We start from the raw sequence: 17,655 nt of genomic DNA, 5'->3' as shown, positions 1-17,655 counted from the left end.
CTCCCATGGGGCTCAGCCGATCGCCAGGATCCGCTCGACATCGATGACGATCAGCAGCCGCTCACCGATGCGGTGGACGCCGTCCGAGATGTCGCGCCAGACGGGGTCGAGCGTGACCGGATTGGGCGCACGCTCGACCCGTGGCAGCGGCAGAACTTCGCCCACTTGGTCGGCAAGCAGGCTGTAGAGCTCGCCATCGCGCTCGACGACGATGCTCATCGCGCCGGCATGGCCCTCGCTGCGCGGCGGCAGGCCGAGGCGACGGCGGAGATCGATGGCGGTGACGATGCGGCCGCGCAGATTGAGGCTGCCCGCCACCTCGGCGGGGGCGAGCGGGATGCGGGTGATCGCCTGCACACCGAGCACGTCACGGATGGCGAGGACTGGAACGCCGCAGAGCTGTTCGGCGACGGTCAGCGTCAGGAAGATGTCATCCGCCGCATCGGTCGGGACGGCGCCACGCGCCAGCACGCCCGGCGTCGGGGCGGTGGAGGTCTGGGTCTGCATGACGTGTGCTCCTCAGCCGGCGACCGGGGCGGTGAGGCATTGCCGGAGGCTGTCCAGCAGCGCCGCACGGTCGAATTTGGCGACGTAGTCGGTGAAGCCCGCGGCCCGGCCGTGCTCGATATCGGCCGGGTCGATGCGGCCGGTGAGCGCGATCAGCGGCAGGTCGCGCCAGGCGCCGCCCTCGCGCAGGGTGCGGGCCAGGGCAAAGCCATCCATGCCAGGCAGGACGATGTCGGAGATCACCGCCTCGAAGCTGGCCCCGGCTTCGCGCAGCCGCAGCGCTTCCTCGGCATCGGCGACGGCAGTGACCTCATAGCCGACAGCGCCCAGCGCCGGGACGACAAGGTTGCGGAAGAAGGGGCTGTCCTCGATGACGAGGAGGCGGTGGCCACTGCCCCGGGCGCGGTCCGCGGCGCCACCGAACCAGTCCTCGCCGGCTTGGCGCAGCCACCAGGCGGTGTCCAGCATCTCCGTGACCTTGCCGCCGATGACGGTGGTGCCGAGAAAGCCCGGCCGCTCGCCGGCGCCGTCGATCGCCATGCGTTCCTCGACCACGTCGAGGATCTCGTCGACCATCAGCCCCATGGCGCGGTCGCCATCGGAGAAGACCAGCACCGGCTGGCGCGCGGGCGCCAGATCCGGGTCCCAATGGCCGCTGATCGGCACCAGCGGCATCAGCTGGCCGCGATACTGCACCAGGGGCCGGCCGCCGGCATTCTCGATCCGCTCGCGCTCCACATCCTCCAGCCGGGCGATGAGGCCGAGCGGCACCGCCTTCGGTGTCGCATCTCCGGCACGGAAGAGCAGCAGCGCGGTGCGCTGGTCGGAGCGATGGGCCAGGGCCTGGCGCTTGCCATCCCGCTCCGGCTCGCCCTCCCCGCTCTCGGCGCCGACGCCGGTGGCGCGGGCGATGCCATTCGGATCGAGGATCATGATGACGCTGCCATCGCCGAGGATGGTATTGCCGGAGAACATTGTCACATGGCGCAGGATCGGCGCCACCGGCTTCACCACGATCTCCTCCGTGTCGAAGACGCGGTCGACGATGATGCCGAAGACATGCGGGCCGACCTGGGTGACGACGACGAAGGCATTCTCCTCGGCGGCGGGGCTGTCGAGATGAAGCAGGCCGGCGAGGTTGACCAGAGGCAGCAGCCGGTCGCGCAGCCGCAAGACCGCGCTGTCCTTGATGCGCTCCAGCTGCGGTGCGCCCTCCCCACCGACGCGCACCAGCTCGACCACGCCGATCTGCGGGATGGCGAAGCGCTCGCCGCCCGCCTCGACGATGAGGGCGGAGACGATGGCCAGGGTCAGCGGAATCTTGACGATGAAGGCGGTGCCGCGGCCTTCCTTCGAACGGACCTCGATGGTGCCGCCGATCCGCTCCATGTTGGTCTTCACCACATCCATGCCGACGCCACGGCCGGAGACGGCGGTGACGGCGGCGGCGGTGGAGAAGCCGGCGCGGAAGATGAAGCGCTGGACCTCGCGTTCCGGCATGGCGGCGAGCTCGGCCTCGGTGGCGAGGCCCTGGGACAACACTTTCTGGCGGATGCGCTCGACATTCAGGCCGCGGCCGTCATCGGCGATCTCGATAATGATGTGCCCGCCCTCATGCGAGGCGTGCAGCATGATCCGCCCGGCCTCCGGCTTGCCGGCGGCCACGCGCTGCTCCGGCGTCTCGAGACCATGGTCGGCCGAGTTGCGGACCATATGGGTGAGCGGGTCCTTGATGAGCTCCAGCACCTGCCGGTCGAGCTCGGTCTCGGCGCCGCGCATCTCCAGCTCGATCTTCTTGCCGAGCTCGACGCCGAGGTCGCGCACCAGCCGCGGCAGCTTGGCCCAGGCATTGCCGATCGGCTGCATGCGGGTCTTCATCACCCCTTCCTGCAGGTCGGAGGTGATGTGGGACAGACGCTGCAGCGGCACGGCGAAGGCACTGTCGGCGCCGTTGCGCGAGAGTTGCAGAAGTTGGTTGCGGGTGAGCACCAGCTCCGAGACCAGCATCATCAGCCCCTCCAGCACCTCGACGGTGACGCGGATGGTCTGGGGGGGCGCATTGGCACCGCCGGCTTCGTTCTCGGCGGCGGGGGCGGTGGGCGGGATGGCGGGTGGGGCAACCGCAGGGGCCACGGCCACCGGGGCGGCGGGCATGGCAGGCGGCGGGGCGGCCGGGGCCGGGCGCGGCGCGGCCGCTGCGGCCTCCCCGGCGGCGACGGCATTCAGCGCGGCGATCAGCGGGGCGTCTTCGCCTTCCGGTTCGGCGCCGGTCGCCTCCAGCCCGGTGGTGATGCCGCGGATGCAGTCGATGGCGCCCAGAATCTGCGAAATGCCGGCCTGGCTGACCGCCAGCGTGCCGTCGCGGTAGCGGCCGAGGACATTCTCCGCCGCATGCGCCACCGCCTCCATCCGGGTCAGGCCGAGGAAGCCGCAGGTGCCCTTGATGGTATGGACGATGCGGAAGACCTCGGAGAGGGTCGCGGTATCCTCCGGCGCCCGCTCCAGGCGGACCAGCGCCGCGTCGAGCGCGACCAGTCCCTCTTGCGTCTCGGTCAGGAAATCGGCGAGCAGGTCGTCCATGGCGATCCTCGGGCAATCGGCCGGGGCAGATTGCGCGGGGAGCGCCGAAGATTCGGTAAAGGCCGCCTCAGGCCGGGGTCAGCAGCAGCGGCGCCGCGCCCGGCCCGGCGCCATGCCCGAGGCTGGCCCGCCAGCCCGCCTCCTCCAGCAGCGCGAGCAGCAACGGCGCCACCACCTGGCGCGGGCCGAGCTCCGCCGAAGCGTCACCAGCCAGCAGGGCGAGGAAATGCCCGGGCCATGCGGCCGGGCTGGCGCCCGAATCGGCGACCGGCAACACCGTCAACCCCGTCTCCGCCGTGCCGGAGAGATGGACGATGCCACGTCGCGTCACGGATTCGGCCGCCAGCAGGGCCGCATTCAGGGCGAGCGGCACGAGCGCCGCCGGCAGCCGCCCGCCCGGGGCGAGGCCGGTGAGATCGAAGCGCACCCGCGGCGCGGCCGGGGTGGCGGCGAGCAGCCCGGCCAGTTCCTCCGCCGGCAGTTCGGCACCCGCCCCGCCCCAGGCGGCAGCATAGAGCCGCAGCCGCTGCCGCAGCGCCGCGCCGGTTTCCTGGGCCAGCGCCAGCAGCTCGTCCTCGCCGGGCCGGGCGAGGTCGAGCGCCCCGGTCATGCTGCCGATCGCCCCGCCGAGATCATGGCAAAGCCGGGCGCAGAGCAGGCGGGCAAGGCTGGTCTCGGGATGCGCGGGCATGGGCGGGTTCCTGTCGGTCGCCCTTTCGGCTAGCCTCAACAGCTTAGCGAAGCGTTGCGCCCTTGGTTCAAGAAGAGGGGAAGGCCGTGGCAAGCGATCTGGAGCCCGGCATGCGGGTGGTCCACCCGGCCAAGCCGGATTGGGGCATCGGCCAGGTGCAATCCGTGATCGGCGACCGCGTCACGGTGAATTTCGAGCATGCCGGCAAGGTGCTGATCAATGCCGCCCTGGTCACGCTGGAACCGCTCCCCGGCGGTTGACCCTCGGGGACGGATTGCAGCCCTGCCCTGCGCGCCCGGGTCTTGCACCATCGGGGGGGAGCGGACCAAATGGGATGGAACGACCCCTCTCCCCTAAGGGAATGGCATCCATGATCGATCCGTTCGGACGACGGATCTCCTACCTTCGCGTCTCCGTGACCGATCGTTGCGACCTTCGCTGCGTCTACTGCATGGCGGAGGACATGACCTTCCTGCCGAAGCGGGAGGTCCTGACGCTGGAGGAGCTCGACCGGCTCTGCGGCGCCTTCATCGATCTCGGCGTCGAGAAGATCCGGCTGACCGGTGGCGAACCGCTGGTGCGGCGCGGCGTGATCGGGCTGATCCGCAACCTCGGCGGGCGGATCGGCGGCGGCGGGCTGAAGGAGCTGACCATCACCACCAACGGCACCCAGCTGCCGAAGATGGCGGATGACCTCTACACGGCCGGCGTGCGGCGGATCAATGTCTCGCTCGATACGCTGGACCCGGCGGTGTTCAAGGCGGTGACGCGCTGGGGCGAGATCGGCCAGACCCTGGACGGCATCTTCGCCGCCAAGGCTGCCGGGCTCGCGGTGAAGATCAATGCCGTGGCGCTGAAGGGCGTGAACGAGGGCGAGTATGACCGCATGCTCGCCTGGTGCGGCGAGCACGGCTTCGACCTGACGCTGATCGAGACCATGCCGCTCGGCGAGATCACCGGCGACCGGATGGACCAATACCTGCCGCTGTCGGTGGTGCGGGACCGGCTGCGGGCGCATTGGACGCTCCAGGAGACCGATTATCGGACCGGCGGGCCGGCGCGATACTATACGGTTAAGGAAACCGGAAGGCGGATCGGCTTCATCACGCCCATGACCCATAATTTCTGCGAGAGCTGCAACCGGGTCCGGCTCACCTGCACGGGCACCCTGTACATGTGCCTCGGGCAGGAGGATGCAGCCGATCTCCGCCAGGTGCTGCGCGACCCCGCCGCCGGCGAGGAAGGGCTGCATGAGGCGATCCGGGCGGCGATGCTGCGGAAGCCGAAGGGTCATGACTTCGTCATCGACCGGCGGCAGGCCCGCCCGGCGGTGGCGCGCCACATGAGCGTGACCGGAGGCTAAGCGTGATGGCCCTGCTGCAGGAATTGGCATCCCGGCTGGTCATTCCCGGCCTGCCGGACTGGACCGGGCTGCTTGCCCTCCTGATCCTGCTGCTGGCGGGGCTTGCCTATCTGCTGATGCCCTTCAGCGTCTTCGGTCTGAAAGGCCGGCTCGATTCGATCGAGGCGCAGCTCGACGAACTCCAGGGCGAGATCCGGATGATGGGCATGCGCTCGGCCGATCCGCCGCGCCGGCTCGCCGCCGCCGAGGACTGGATGGATGCGCCGCCGGCCCGGGTGGAGGCGCCGGTGATGCGCGCCGCCCCGCCGGTACCGCCGCCCCCCGCCTGGCCGGAGCCGCCGCGCCGCGGCCGGGCCGAGCCCAGGCTCGACTAAGCCCCCCGGCTTGCCCTCCCGCCCCGGCCGGGGCTTGATGCGCGCATCCGGCGGAGAGCGGCGATGCGCGTCAGCGTCATCCAGATGAACCAGGGCAGCGACAAGGCGGCCAATCTCGATCAGGCGCGGCGCCTGGTGGAGGCCGCCATCGCGGCGGACCGGCCGGGCCTCGTCTCCCTGCCCGAGACCTGGACCAATCTCGGCGGCGGGCGGGAAAGCCGACTGGCCGCGGCGGAGCGGCTGCCCGCGCCCGGCGAGACGGGCGGTGCGGCCTATGAGCTGCTCCGCGGCCTCGCCCGCGGCCATGGCGTCCATGTCCATGGCGGCTCGATCGTCGAGGCGCCGGGGTCGGGCGACGACCCGGAGAAGCTCTACAACACCACCGTCGTCTTCGACCCGGAGGGGCGGGAAATCGCCCGCTATCGCAAGGTCCATATGTTCGACATGGTGGCCCCTGACGGCACCGGCTACCGCGAGAGCGCGCTCTACGGCGCCGGCGACCGGCTGGTGACCTTCGAGGCCGGCGGCTTCACCTTCGGCTGCACCATCTGCTTCGATATCCGCTTCGCCGAGGAATATGTCGCGCTGCGGCGGCTGGGGGCGGAGGCGGTGCTCGTCCCCTCCAACTTCACCCTCCAGACCGGCAAGGACCATTGGGAGGTGCTGCTGCGGGCGCGCGCCATCGAGACCCAGTGCTGGGTCATCGCCGCCGCCTCCTCCGGCCAGTATCTGGAACGCGGCCAGCCGCGCGCGGTCTATGGGCATTCCCTGATCGCCGATCCCTGGGGGCATGTCGTCGCCAAGGCTTCGGACGGGCCGGGCTGGGCGACGGCGCGGCTCGACCGCGCCATCCTCGAGCGGGTGCGGCGCGACATGCCGGTGATGGAACACCGCGCCGCCCGGCCGATCAGCCTGTGACCGGCGCGTGAGCGACCTCCCGACGCTACCCCTGCGGCCGGAGGATTTCACCGGCCGCATCGCCTTCCACGCCGCCAATACCGATGTCGCCCAGGCCGCCAAGGCGCGGCTGGTGGCCCGCTATGGCGAAGCCCCGTCCGAGGCGGCGACGGCCGTCGTCTCCCTCGGCGGCGATGGCTGCATGCTGGAGACGCAGCACCGGCTGCTCGGCCGCAACCTGCCGGTCTATGGGATGAATTGCGGCAGCGTCGGCTTCCTGATGAACGACTTCCGCGAGGATGCGCTGCTCGAACGCCTGGCCGAGGCGCAGGCGGCGACCCTCTATCCCCTTCGCATGCGCGCCGTCTCGGCCGATGGAAGCGCCGCGGAGGCGCTGGCGATCAACGAGGTCTCCTTGCTGCGCGAGACGCGGCAGGCGGCGAAGATTCGCATTCTGATCGACGGCAAGGAAAGGCTGGCGGAGCTGATCTGCGACGGCGTGCTGGTGGCGACGCCGGCCGGCAGCACGGCCTACAACCTCTCGGCGCATGGGCCGATTGTGCCGCTCGGCGCCAACCTGTTGCCGCTGACGCCGATCTCCGCCTTCCGGCCGCGGCGCTGGCGCGGCGCGCTGCTGCCGGGCGACGCGCAGGTGGTGTTCGAGATCCTGGAGGCCGGCAAGCGCCCGGTCGCCGCGGTCGCCGACTATACCGAGGTGCGCGACGTGCGCCGGGTGGAGGTGCGGGAAGACCGCAGCATTTCCATCACCCTGCTCTTCGATCCCGATCACGGCCTGTCCGAGCGGATCATCGCCGAACAGTTCACGGTCTGAGGAGCATCGGCTAGGCTCCGATCCATGGAGGGCAGCGTTCCAAAGGCCATGGGCCGCAGCGAGAAGCCGGCCTCGGACCGTCGCTTGGTCATCTGCACCGCCATCGGTCAGACCATCGGCTGGGGCACGCTCTTCGCCGCCTTCCCGCTCTTCGGGGCGCCGATCGAGGCGGAGCTTGGCTGGACACGGACCGAGTTCAATGCCGGGCTGACCGTGGCGCTGCTGGTCTCCGGCCTCGCCGCCATTCCGGCCGGGCGCTGGGTGGACCGGCGGGGCGGACGCTGGCTGCTGGCGCTGGGCGGCTGGGCCGGGGCGCTGCTGCTGGCGGCCTGGTCGCAGGCCTCCACGCTCCCGGCCTATTGGGCGATCTGGATCGGCATGGGGCTGGTGCAGGCGACTGCCCTCTGGTCCCCGGCCATGGCGGTGGTGGTGATCCAGGCGCGCGATCCGGTGCGGGCCATCACCGGGATCACCTTCGTCACCGGCTTCACCGCGACCATCTTCGTGCCGCTGACCGCGCTGCTGATCGACCGGCTGGGCTGGCGGGATGCGCTGCTGGCACTGGCGGCGATGCAGGCCCTGCCCGGCCTGCTGACGCTCTGGCTGCTGCCGCCGGATCCGCCGCGGGATCGGGCGCGCGGCGCAGGCGGTTTCGATCTCGGCCGGGCGATGCGGCAGCCGGCCTTTCTCAGCCTCGCCGGGGCGCTCTCGGCGCATGCCTTCATCGGGGTCGGGCTCGGCGCGCATGCGATTCCGCTGCTGCGGGAACGGGGGCTGCCGGAATCCTCGGTCATCTTGCTGGTCTCGCTGCACGGGCCGTTCCAGGTGGCGGCGCGGGCGGTGCTCTTCGCGCTCGGGCGGCGGGTGACGATGCGGGGGGTGGGGCGGCTCGCTTCCGCCCTGCTGCCGGTGGCGATGCTGCTGCTGGCCCTGGCCCCGTCCGAATTCGGCTGGTTGGTCCTCTATGTCCTCGCCTGGGCCATGGCGGATGGGCTGATGGCCATCGTCCGCGCCGCCGGCGTCGCCGAGATCCTGGGGCGCGACGGTTATGGGGCGGTGACCGGGGCGCTCAGCATGATCGCGGTGCTGCCGCGGATGCTGGCGCCGGTCGCCATCGCCCTGATCTCCGAAGGCGAGGCGGGCTATGGGCCGGTGCCCTGGCTGATGGCCGGGCTCGGCGCCATCGGCGCCGCCTGCTTCGCCGCCGCGGCGGCTCAGCGCAGCCGCTGATCCTCCCGCAGATTGGTCCCGACCGAGCCGCCGATATAGGGGCCGCTGCTGCTGCCGCCACCCGATTGGCAGGCGGCAAGCAGCAGCAGGCCGAGGAGAAGCGCGGCCCTCATGCGGCGTCGTTCAGGTGGCAGGCGCTGCGATGGCCGGGCCCGACCTGCTTGAGCGCCGGGCGCTCGACCCGGCAGCGGTCGAAGGCGAAGGGGCAACGCGGATGGAAGTGGCAGCCGGAGGGCGGGTTCAGCGGCGAGGGAATCTCGCCCTTCACCCCGGCGAAGGCGCGCTTGCGCGCCTCGATCCGCGGCACCTCGGCCAGCAGGGCCTTGGTGTAGGGATGGTTGGGGTGGCGGAAGACCTCCTCGGCGGGCGCCTCCTCGACCACGCGGCCGAGATACATGATGACGACGCGGTCGGAGAGATGCTCCACCACGCCGAGGTCATGGCTGATGAAAAGGTAGGTGAGGTCGAGCTCCCGCCGCAGCTTCATGAAGAGGTTGAGGATCTGCGCCTGGATCGAGACATCGAGCGCCGCCACCGCCTCGTCACAGACCAGGAATTCCGGCTGCACCGCCAGCGCCCGGGCGATGCCGATGCGCTGGCGCTGGCCACCCGAGAATTGGTGCGGGTAGCGGGCCTTCAATGACGGGTCGAGGCCGGCACGGCGGAGCTGCTCATCGACATAGGTGCCGATCTCGCTGCGCTTGGCCATGCCGTGGAAGAGCGGCGCCTCGCCCACGATCTCCTGCACCTTCAGCCGCGGGTTGAGCGAGGCATAGGGATCCTGGAAGATCATCTGGGTGCGGAGCTTGGCATTCCGCGCCTCCGCCGCATTCAGGCTGCGGAGGTCGCGGCCGCGCCAGAGGATGGTGCCGTCGCTCGGAGGCATGATCCCGGCGACCATGCGGCCGAGGGTCGATTTGCCGCAGCCGCTCTCGCCAACCAGCCCGACCACCTCGCCCTTGCGGATGGTGAGGTCGACGCCGTCCACCGCATGCACCACCTCCTCGCGAAGATTGGCGCCGAGGCGTTTGGCCAGCCTTCCGGCGAAGTCGAGGGTCTTCGAGAAGCGCTTGGAAACGCCACGCAATTCGATGATGGGCTCGGCCAGGGTCTCGGCGGCGGGGGGTGCCACCAGGGTCGCACTCATGCGGCCACGGCCTCCTGATGCGGGTGGATGCAGCGGGCATGCTGGCCCGGACGGTATTCGGCGAAGGGCGGCGGCTCGGCGCAGCCCGGCTCGGCGCGCGGGCAGCGGGAGCGGAAGGCACAGCCAGCCGGCAGGTTGAGCAGCGAGGGCGTCATGCCGGGAATCTGCCGCAACGGCTCGCCGCGATGGTTGCGGCTGGGCACGCTGCCGATCAGGCCGAGGGTATAGGGATGCAGCGGCGCATCGAGCACCTGCGCGACCGGCCCGCTCTCGACCACCTTCCCGGCATACATCACGGCGATATCGTCGGCGAGGCCGGCGACGACCGAGAGGTCATGGGTGATCCAGACCAGGGCAGTGCCGAATTGGGCGCAGAGCTTCTGCGCCTCGGCCAGGATCTGGCCCTGGATGGTGACGTCGAGCGCGGTGGTCGGCTCATCGGCCACGATCACGTCCGGCTTGTGCAGCAGGGCGATGGCGATGGCGACGCGCTGGCGCATGCCGCCGGAGAATTGGTGCGGGTAGCTCTTCAGCCGCTCATCCGGGCTCGGGATGCCGACCTGGCCGAGCGCGTCGCGGGCGCGCTGGCGGGCCTCCTCGCGGCTGACCTTGGCATGGGCCTGCACCGTCTCGATCATCTGCGTGTCGATGCGCAGGACCGGATTGAGGGTCATCATCGGGTCCTGGAAGATCATCGCAATGCGGTTGCCGCGCAGGCCCCGCATCTCGGCTTCCGGGAGGGTGGCGAGGTCGCGGCCCTTGAACAGGATCTGCCCGCCGGCGATCCGGCCCGGCGGATCGACTAGGCCGAGGATCGAGAAGCCGGTGACGGTCTTGCCCGAACCGCTTTCGCCGACGAGGCCGAGCACCTTGCCCGCCTCGACGGTGAAGGAGACATCGTCCACCGCCTTCACCACGCCGCCGCGGGTGAAGAAATGCGTCTTGAGGTTGCGGACCTCGAGTGTCGGCGCGCTCATCGCTTCAGCCTCGGGTTCAGCACGTCCCGCAACTGGTCGCCGACCAGGTTGATGGAGACGATGGTCACCAGGAGGGCGATGCCGGGATAGAAGCTGATCCAGTATTTTCCACTCAGCATGTATTCGTAGCCATTGGCGATGAGGAGGCCGAGCGAGGGCTCGGTGATGGGCACGCCGAGGCCGAGGAAGGAGAGCGTCGCCTCCAGCGCGATGGCGCGGGCCACCTGCATGGTGCCGACGACGATCAGCGGCGGCAGGCAATTCGGCAGCAGGTGGCGGAAGATGATGCGCCGCGTCGGCAAAGCAAGGCATTGCGCCGCCTCAATATACTCACGGCGGCGCTCGACGAGGGCGGAGCCGCGCACGGTGCGGGCGTAATAGGCCCATTCCACGATCACGAGCGCGAAGACGACGTTGAGGATGCCCTTGCCGAGGAAGGCCAGGATCATCAGCGCGGCGAGGATGGCCGGGAAGGAGAGCTGCAGGTCGACCAGCCGCATGATGAGGCTGTCGGTCCGCCCGCCGGCATAGGCCGCCAGCATGCCGAGCGAGGCGCCGACCAGGCAGGCGATGATGGCCGAGCCGGCGCCCACCATCAGCGAGATGCGGAGGCCGTACATGATGCCCGAGAGCATGTCCCGCCCTTGGTCATCCGTGCCGAGCCAGTAGGTGAAGCCGCCGGCGCCCACCGTCCCCGGCTCCAGCCGCCCGTCCATGATGTCGAGCTGGGCGAGGTCATAGGGATTCTGCGGCGCGATGAAGGGCGCCAGCACCGCGATGGCGACGATGGCGAGGAACAGCACCAGCCCGAAGAGCGCGATGCGGGAGGCGGCGAATTCCGAGACGAAGCGCTGAAAGGGCGTCTCGACCTTCGGCGCCGCGGGGGCGGCGGCGATGGTGGTGGTGCTCATGACTTGCCCTCCAGCCGGACGCGCGGATCGAGCAGGGAATAGGTGATGTCGACCACCAGATTGATGGTGATGAAGAGGAGGACGATCATCATCAGATAGGCGACCATCACCGGACGATCCAGCACGTTGATGCTGTCGATGATGAGCTTGCCCATGCCCGGCCAGGCGAAGACGCTCTCCGTCACCACGGAGAAGGCGATGGTGCCGCCGAATTCCAGCCCCACCACCGTCACGACCGGGATCAGGATGTTTTTGAAGACATGCACGAAGGTGACACGGGCCGGGCTGAGGCCCTTGGCGCGGGCGAATTTCACGTAGTCCATCAGCATCGTCTCCCGCACGCCGGCGCGGGTCAGGCGGATGACGAGGCTGATCTTGAACAAGGCGAGGTTCAGCGCCGGCATGATGAGATGGGCGATGCCGTCCCGCGTCAGGAAGGACCAGCGCATGCCGAGGATCGTCACCGTCTCGCCCCGGCCCGTGGAGGGCAACCAGCCGAGTTGCACCGCGAAGACCATGATGAGCATCAGCCCGACCCAGAAGGTCGGCAGCGAGAAGCCGAGGATGCTGGTCGCCATGATTCCCTTGCTGAGCGGCGAGTTCGGCTTCAGCCCGGCATAGAGGCCGAGCGGCAGGCCGATGATCAGCGCCGCGACGGTGGCGCCGACCGCGAGTTCCAGCGTCGCCGGCATGCGGTCGAGGATGAGCCGGAGCGCCGGTTCGTTGAAGACGAAGGACCGGCCGAGATCGCCCCGCAGCGCATTGCCGAGGAAGACGAGGTATTGCCGCCAGAGCGGCAGGTCGAGGCCGAGCGCCTTGATGGCGCGCTCCCGCTCGAACTGGTCGGCCTCGGGGCTGATGAGGATCTCGATCGGGTCGCCCACGGCGAAGACGCCGAGGAAGACCAGCAGCGACATCACCAGGACGACGGCGGCCGCCTGGATCAAGCGGCGCAGCAGGAAGGCGGTCATCGGGCGGCCGCCGGGCGCACATCCTGCGCCCGCGTCAGCTCATCCGACCGCGCGTCCATGGTGAAGCCGCGGCGCAGCGCCCAGGCATTCTTCTGGATGTGCAGCGGCAGGATGCCGACATCCTCCATCACCATGCGCGTCGCCTGTTGCAGCAGGGCCTCGCGCTTCGGGTCGTCCAGTTCGCGCATGGCCTGCTCCAGGATGCGATCCGCCTCGGGGTTGGAATAGCGGCCGCGATTCGAGGCGCCGTAGCCCTTCTCGCGGTCGAAGGTCGCCGTCAGGTTGCGCAGCGGGTTGGACGCCTCGCCCGAGGAGGTGCCCCAGCCGATCAGGAAGGCCGAGAGCTCCTGCCGCGCGGCGCGGCCGACGAAGGTGGTCCAGGGTTGCGCCTCGACCGCGGTCCGCACGCCGGCGCGGGTCCACATCTGGCCGATGGCCTGGATGATGCGGGCATCATTCGGGTAGCGGTCGTTCGGCCCATGCAGGGTGATGCGGAAGCCCTGCGGGAATCCCGCCTCGGCCAGCAGCCGCTTCGCCGCCTCGGCATCCGCCCGCGGCGGGTTGAGGCCGGGGACATAGCCGAAGCTGCCCTCCGGCAGGAATTGCCCGGCCGGGATGGCGGCACCCTCCATCACCCGTTCGGTGATGGCATTGCGGTCGATCGCCATCGAGAGCGCGCGGCGGACCCGGACATCCTTCAGCGGGTTGCGCGGCACCGGCTTGCCCTCATTGTCGAGGACGAAGGGCGAGGACTCCTCGCGTATATGGTCGAAGCTGAGGAAGATGATCCGCAGCCCGGTGGTCTCGGCGAGCGTCAGCCGCTGGTCATTGCGGAGCTTGGCGAGGTCGCTGGTCGGCACCTGATCGATCACATCCACATCGCCGGCGAGCAGCGCGGCGGTGCGGGCGGCGTCATTGGTGATCATCCGGTAGTTCACCCGGCTCCAGGCCGGGCGCGCGCCGAAATAGCCGTCATTGCGCTCGAACTCGATCCGGTCGCCATTGCGGTGGCTGACCATGCGGAAGGGGCCGGTGCCGATCGCCATCGGGCCGGCATTGAAGGCCTCGGTCGTCGCGGTCGCATGCGTCTCGCGGTCGAGGATCTTCACGCTGGCCAGGTCGACCGGCATCAGCGGATAGGGCACGGCCGTGTGCAGGTGCAGCGTATGGCTGTCGACGATCTCCACCCGCGTGATGGGCCGTGTGTAGATGGCATAGGAGGAGGGCGAATTGGGCACCTTCGGCACTCGCTCGAAGGTGAAGGCAACATCCTCGGCGGTGAAGGGCGAGCCGTTATGGAAGGTGACGCCCTGCCGCAGCTTGAACTCCCAAACCGTGTCGGAGACCGGGCGCCAGCTCTCGGCCAGGTCCGGCGTGACCCGCGCATGGGCATCCGTCTGGGTCAGCGCGCTGAAGATCATCTCCGCCACCGCCGTATTCGGCGAGAGCTGGTGGTAGTGCGGGTCGATCGAGGTGACGGGGGCGCCGACACCCATGGTCAGGGTTTGCGACCCGGCCGGCAGGACGACGGATGCCGCAATTGCCAGACCAGCGGCCAAACCGGCCGCGTGACGAAATCCGCTCATTATGTCCCTCGGAAGCCCCAGCGAGCCGAACGCTAGCATCCTGCCTAACGCCCCGCCAGCAGGCAGGCTGGCCGGGCCGGGACTCGGCCCCCGGCTGCCCAGAGCGGGGGCAATGGGGGTGGCCCTGGCCAGTTCCTATGCAATTCCATGGTCTGGCCCCTGCCCCACCCGTTCAGCCCGCCCGCCATCGCAAGGCGGATGCCAGCCGGTTGGCGCGGCACCGCAACCGAGTTTAGTCTCCGCCGCAATCCGGGAGACCTGTCATGCACCGCCGCCCACTGCTCGGCCTCGCCGCCGCCCTCAGCCTCGCCGCGCCCGCCTGGGGTCAAGGGGGGAGCCAGGGGGGCCCGACCCTCAATATCGGGATCGGCGGCGCCGTCACTTCGGTCGATCCGCATTTCTACAACGCCTCGCCCAACAACAGCTTGGCGATGCATATCTTCGACCGGCTGGTGGAGCGCGATGCGCGGGCCCAACCCTATCCGGGCTTGGCCGAGAGCTGGCGCGTGATCGGCGAGACGGTCTGGGAGTTCAAGCTGCGGCCCGGCGTGAAATGGCATGACGGGCGCGACTTCACGGCCGAGGACGTGGCCTTCACCATCCAGCGCACGCCGAACGTGCCGGGCAGCCCGGGCGGATTCGGCGGCTTCGTCCGCGCCATCGAGCGCGTCGAGGTGGTGGACCCGCTGACCATCCGCTTCCACACCGCTCGGCCGCATCCGCTGCTGCCGACCGAGCTCGCCTCGGTCGCCGTCATCGCCAAGCATGCGGCCGAGGGCGCGGGCACCGAGGACTACAACAGCGGCAAGGCCGCGATCGGCACCGGCCCCTACCGCTTCATCGCCTACCGCTCCGGCGACCGGACCGAGCTGGCGCGGAACGAGGCCTATTTCCGCGGGCCGGAGCCCTGGGCGCGGGTGAATTACCGCTTCATCGGCAATGACGGCGCGCGGACCGCGGCGCTGCTCGCCGGCGATGTGGACCTGATCGACCAGGTGCCTTCGACCGACCTCGCCCGGATGAAGCGGGAACCGAAGGTCGCCGTCTCCGAGGTCCAGGGCCTGCGCCTGATCTACCTGGTGATGGACCATTCGCGGCAGCGCGACGTGCCCTTCATCAGCGACAATGACGGCAAGCCGCTGCCCGGCAACCCGTTCAACGATGTCCGGGTGCGCCGCGCGCTGTCCATGGCCATCAACCGCCAGGCGCTGTCCGAACGGGTGATGGAGGGCACCGCCCAGCCGACCGGGCAATGGCTGCCGGAGGGGACCTTCGGCTACAACCCGGATGTCCGCCCGACCGCCTTCGACCCGGATGGCGCGAAGCGGCTGCTGGCCGAGGCCGGCTTCCCGCAGGGCTTCCGCATGACCCTGCACAGCCCGAACGACCGCTACCCGAACGACGCCAAGACGGCGCAGGCGGTGGCGCAGATGTTCACCCGAATCGGCATCCGCACCGAGGTGGATGCGGTGCCCTGGGCCAGCTTCTCGCAGCGCTCCAACCGGCAGGAATACGCCATCCGCCTCTCCGGCTGGGGCAGCGTGACGGGCGAGGCGAGCTATGCGCTGGTCAATATTCTCGGCACCTATGACCGGGAGCGGCGCACCGGCGCCAGCAATAGCGGCCGCTATTCCAATCCGGAGCTGGATGCGCTGACCGCGCGCGCCGCCGCCACCATCGATGATGCCCAGCGCGAGCGGCTGCTGCGCGAGGCGGTGAAGATGGTGACGGACGATGCCGCCATCATCCCGATGTTCCAGCTGGTGAATTCCTGGGCGCTGCGCCGCGGCCTGACCTATGAGGCGCGCATGGACGAGCGCACCACGGCGATGGCGGTTCGGGCGGCGCAGTAGCGCCGCCTTCCCCTACTCCTCGGTCGCTGGCGCGACCGGGAGGATGGAGGTTTCCTTGACGGTCGCGATGGCAAGCAGCGTTTCCACCCGCTGCACGCCCGACTGCGCCCGCAGCTCATCGTTCAGGAAGGCATCCAGGGCCGGCAGGTCGGCCAGGCGGACCTTCAGCAGATAGGTCCAGTCACCGGTGATGGCGTGGCATTCCAGCACCGCCTCCTGCCGCCGCATGGCCTTGCGGAAGGCGGCCTCGTCGCGGCCAGGCGCGACGGTGACGAGGATATGCACCAGCAGCGGGCAGCCGGCCGCAACGGGATCGAGATCGGCGCGCCATCCGCGGATGACGCCGCGCTCCTCTAGCCGCTTCACCCGTTCCGCAGTGGCGGAGACCGAAAGCCCCGCCACCTTCGCCAGCTCCGCCAGTCCCGCGCTGCCATCGAGTTGCAGGGCGACGGCGATGTTCCGGTCGATCTCGTCCATGGCGCCAGATTATGCGCCGCGAACAGCCTTGGGAACGGAAAGAATCAGACGTAGTGCTCGGCGAGCGGCCGGAAGCCGTTGAAGGCCTGGCTGGCATAGGTGGTGACATAGGCACCCGTCGCCAGAAGCTCCACCCGGTCGCCGGAATCGAGGGCGAGCGGCAGGCGGTAGTTGGACTTCTCGTAGAGCGTGTCCGTGCTGTCGCAGGTCGGGCCGGCGATGGTCACGGGGCCATCCACCCCACCGTCATGCGGGGTGCGGAAGGCGTATTTGATCGCCTCGCCCTCGGTCTCGGCGAGCCCGCCGAAGCGGCCGATATCGAGATAGACCCAGCGCACCGGATCGTCCTTCGCCTTGCGCGAGACCAGCACCACCTCGGCGCTGACCACGCCGGCATCGCCGACGATGAAGCGCCCCGGCTCGATGACGATGTCGGGCAGGGCATTGCCGAAATGCTCCGCCATGGCGCCCATGATGGCGGCGCCGAAATCGTCGATCTCCGGCACTTCCGAGCGATAGCGAACCGGATAGCCGCCGCCGAGATTGACCATGCGGACCTTCACCCCCGCGTCGCGGAGATCGGTGAAGAGCATGGCGACCTTGGCGATCGCCGCCTCATAGGCGTCGGTCCGGGTCTGCTGGCTGCCGACATGGAAGGACAGGCCGAAGGGATCGAGGCCGAGCTCGCCGGCCAGGATCATCAGCTCCCGCGCCATCTCCAGCTCGCAGCCGAATTTCTTCGAGAGCGGCCATTCGGCGCCGACATTGCCGACCAGGATGCGGCAATAGACCTGGGCACCCGGGGCGGAGCGGGCGAGCTTGCGCAGCTCGGCTTCCGAATCGAAGGCGAACATGCGGACGCCGGCGGCATAGGCGGCGCGGATCGCGCTCTCCTTCTTCACCGTGTTGCCGTAGCTGATCGCCTCCGGCCGGGCACCGGCGGCGAGGCAGGAGGAGATCTCCTCCCAGCTCGCGGCATCGAAGGAGGAGCCGAGGCCGACCAGACGCTCCAGCACCGGCACCGCCGGATTCGCCTTCACGGCGTAGTAGATGCGGGCGAGCGGCAGCGCCGCGTTCAGCCGGCGGTAATTCTCCTCGACCCGATCGACATCGAGGACGAGGCAAGGCGTTGCCGGCGCGTGATCGCGCAGGAAGCGGGAGACCTTGGGGGTCATCGCACCATTCCCTACAGACAGTAGGACCGCCCCGAAGTGGGCGGCGGCCCCAGATTGACGAAACGGTCGAACGAACCAGCGACC

At 69.7% G+C, this 17,655-nt stretch carries 18 protein-coding genes; 7 read left to right on the top strand and 11 right to left on the bottom strand.

The window, feature by feature from the left end; all coding sequences use genetic code 11:
• Positions 1-12 precede the first annotated feature (12 nt).
• From JMJ55_RS05605 to JMJ55_RS05595, 3 genes are all read right to left on the bottom strand, one after another.
• Complete coding sequence (locus JMJ55_RS05605; RefSeq protein ID WP_202824531.1) at positions 13-507, bottom strand: chemotaxis protein CheW; 495 nt, start codon at positions 505-507, stop codon at positions 13-15.
• A gap of 12 nt (positions 508-519) precedes the next feature.
• On the bottom strand, positions 520-3,087 hold the full coding sequence (locus JMJ55_RS05600) for a hybrid sensor histidine kinase/response regulator (RefSeq protein ID WP_202824530.1): 2,568 nt from the start codon (positions 3,085-3,087) through the stop codon (positions 520-522).
• Between the two features lie 67 nt (positions 3,088-3,154).
• On the bottom strand, positions 3,155-3,778 hold the full coding sequence (locus JMJ55_RS05595; RefSeq protein WP_202824529.1) for a histidine phosphotransferase family protein: 624 nt from the start codon (positions 3,776-3,778) through the stop codon (positions 3,155-3,157).
• A gap of 110 nt (positions 3,779-3,888) precedes the next feature.
• Here JMJ55_RS05595 and JMJ55_RS05590 point away from each other — a divergent pair, with 110 nt between their 5' ends.
• The 6 genes from JMJ55_RS05590 to JMJ55_RS05565 all read left to right on the top strand — a co-directional run bounded on the left by JMJ55_RS05590 (position 3,889) and on the right by JMJ55_RS05565 (position 8,474).
• Positions 3,889-4,038: a DUF3553 domain-containing protein gene (locus tag JMJ55_RS05590; RefSeq protein WP_202825002.1), complete on the top strand. Its 150-nt coding sequence runs from the start codon at positions 3,889-3,891 to the stop codon at positions 4,036-4,038.
• A 110-nt stretch (positions 4,039-4,148) separates the two neighbouring features.
• Positions 4,149-5,141, top strand: coding sequence for a GTP 3',8-cyclase MoaA (gene moaA / locus JMJ55_RS05585; RefSeq protein WP_202824528.1), 993 nt, complete (start codon positions 4,149-4,151; stop codon positions 5,139-5,141).
• 5 nt (positions 5,142-5,146) lie between these two features.
• On the top strand, positions 5,147-5,515 hold the full coding sequence (locus JMJ55_RS05580) for a hypothetical protein (protein WP_202824527.1): 369 nt from the start codon (positions 5,147-5,149) through the stop codon (positions 5,513-5,515).
• 63 nt (positions 5,516-5,578) lie between these two features.
• Positions 5,579-6,433, top strand: a complete 855-nt coding sequence (locus JMJ55_RS05575) for a carbon-nitrogen hydrolase family protein (RefSeq protein WP_202824526.1) — start codon at positions 5,579-5,581, stop codon at positions 6,431-6,433.
• 7 nt (positions 6,434-6,440) lie between these two features.
• A complete protein-coding gene (locus JMJ55_RS05570) occupies positions 6,441-7,244 on the top strand; it encodes an NAD kinase (protein WP_202824525.1) in 804 nt (267 codons plus the stop codon).
• 24 nt (positions 7,245-7,268) lie between these two features.
• Positions 7,269-8,474, top strand: a complete 1,206-nt coding sequence (locus JMJ55_RS05565) for an MFS transporter (RefSeq protein ID WP_202824524.1) — start codon at positions 7,269-7,271, stop codon at positions 8,472-8,474.
• On the opposite strand, the gene JMJ55_RS31525 is transcribed toward JMJ55_RS05565, so the two are convergent.
• Genes JMJ55_RS31525 through JMJ55_RS05540 form a run of 6 tightly spaced genes read right to left on the bottom strand, consistent with a single transcriptional unit; the run spans position 8,459 to position 13,976 of the window.
• Positions 8,459-8,587, bottom strand: a complete 129-nt coding sequence (locus tag JMJ55_RS31525; protein ID WP_268885250.1) for a hypothetical protein — start codon at positions 8,585-8,587, stop codon at positions 8,459-8,461. The two genes, JMJ55_RS05565 and JMJ55_RS31525, sit on opposite strands and share 16 nt — an antisense overlap.
• Positions 8,584-9,621: an ABC transporter ATP-binding protein gene (locus JMJ55_RS05560; protein WP_202824523.1), complete on the bottom strand. Its 1,038-nt coding sequence runs from the start codon at positions 9,619-9,621 to the stop codon at positions 8,584-8,586. The genes JMJ55_RS31525 and JMJ55_RS05560 overlap by 4 nt, the downstream gene beginning before the upstream one ends.
• Complete coding sequence (locus tag JMJ55_RS05555; protein ID WP_202824522.1) at positions 9,618-10,598, bottom strand: ABC transporter ATP-binding protein; 981 nt, start codon at positions 10,596-10,598, stop codon at positions 9,618-9,620. Before JMJ55_RS05555 ends, JMJ55_RS05560 begins: the two co-directional genes overlap by 4 nt.
• Positions 10,595-11,509, bottom strand: a complete 915-nt coding sequence (locus JMJ55_RS05550) for an ABC transporter permease (RefSeq protein ID WP_202824521.1) — start codon at positions 11,507-11,509, stop codon at positions 10,595-10,597. The genes JMJ55_RS05555 and JMJ55_RS05550 overlap by 4 nt, the downstream gene beginning before the upstream one ends.
• Positions 11,506-12,480, bottom strand: coding sequence for an ABC transporter permease (locus JMJ55_RS05545; RefSeq protein ID WP_202824520.1), 975 nt, complete (start codon positions 12,478-12,480; stop codon positions 11,506-11,508). Before JMJ55_RS05545 ends, JMJ55_RS05550 begins: the two co-directional genes overlap by 4 nt.
• Positions 12,477-13,976 (bottom strand): ABC transporter substrate-binding protein, encoded by a 1,500-nt coding sequence (locus tag JMJ55_RS05540; RefSeq protein WP_328702571.1) that lies wholly within the window; start codon positions 13,974-13,976, stop codon positions 12,477-12,479. Before JMJ55_RS05540 ends, JMJ55_RS05545 begins: the two co-directional genes overlap by 4 nt.
• A 353-nt stretch (positions 13,977-14,329) precedes the next feature.
• Between JMJ55_RS05540 and JMJ55_RS05535 the strand changes: the two genes are divergently transcribed.
• Positions 14,330-15,919: an ABC transporter substrate-binding protein gene (locus JMJ55_RS05535; RefSeq protein ID WP_202824518.1), complete on the top strand. Its 1,590-nt coding sequence runs from the start codon at positions 14,330-14,332 to the stop codon at positions 15,917-15,919.
• 12 nt (positions 15,920-15,931) lie between these two features.
• Here JMJ55_RS05535 and JMJ55_RS05530 read toward each other — a convergent pair whose 3' ends face one another.
• Positions 15,932-16,396, bottom strand: a complete 465-nt coding sequence (locus tag JMJ55_RS05530; protein ID WP_202824517.1) for an Lrp/AsnC family transcriptional regulator — start codon at positions 16,394-16,396, stop codon at positions 15,932-15,934.
• A gap of 44 nt (positions 16,397-16,440) precedes the next feature.
• On the bottom strand, positions 16,441-17,571 hold the full coding sequence (locus JMJ55_RS05525) for a type III PLP-dependent enzyme (RefSeq protein WP_202824516.1): 1,131 nt from the start codon (positions 17,569-17,571) through the stop codon (positions 16,441-16,443).
• Between the last annotated feature and the right edge of the window lie 84 nt (positions 17,572-17,655).

Origin of the sequence: Belnapia mucosa (assembly GCF_016775475.1) — a bacterium.
Lineage (GTDB): Bacteria > Pseudomonadota > Alphaproteobacteria > Acetobacterales > Acetobacteraceae > Belnapia > Belnapia mucosa.
The sequence above is the reverse complement of the archived record's forward strand: the minus strand, read 5'-3'. Positions and strand labels throughout refer to the sequence as shown.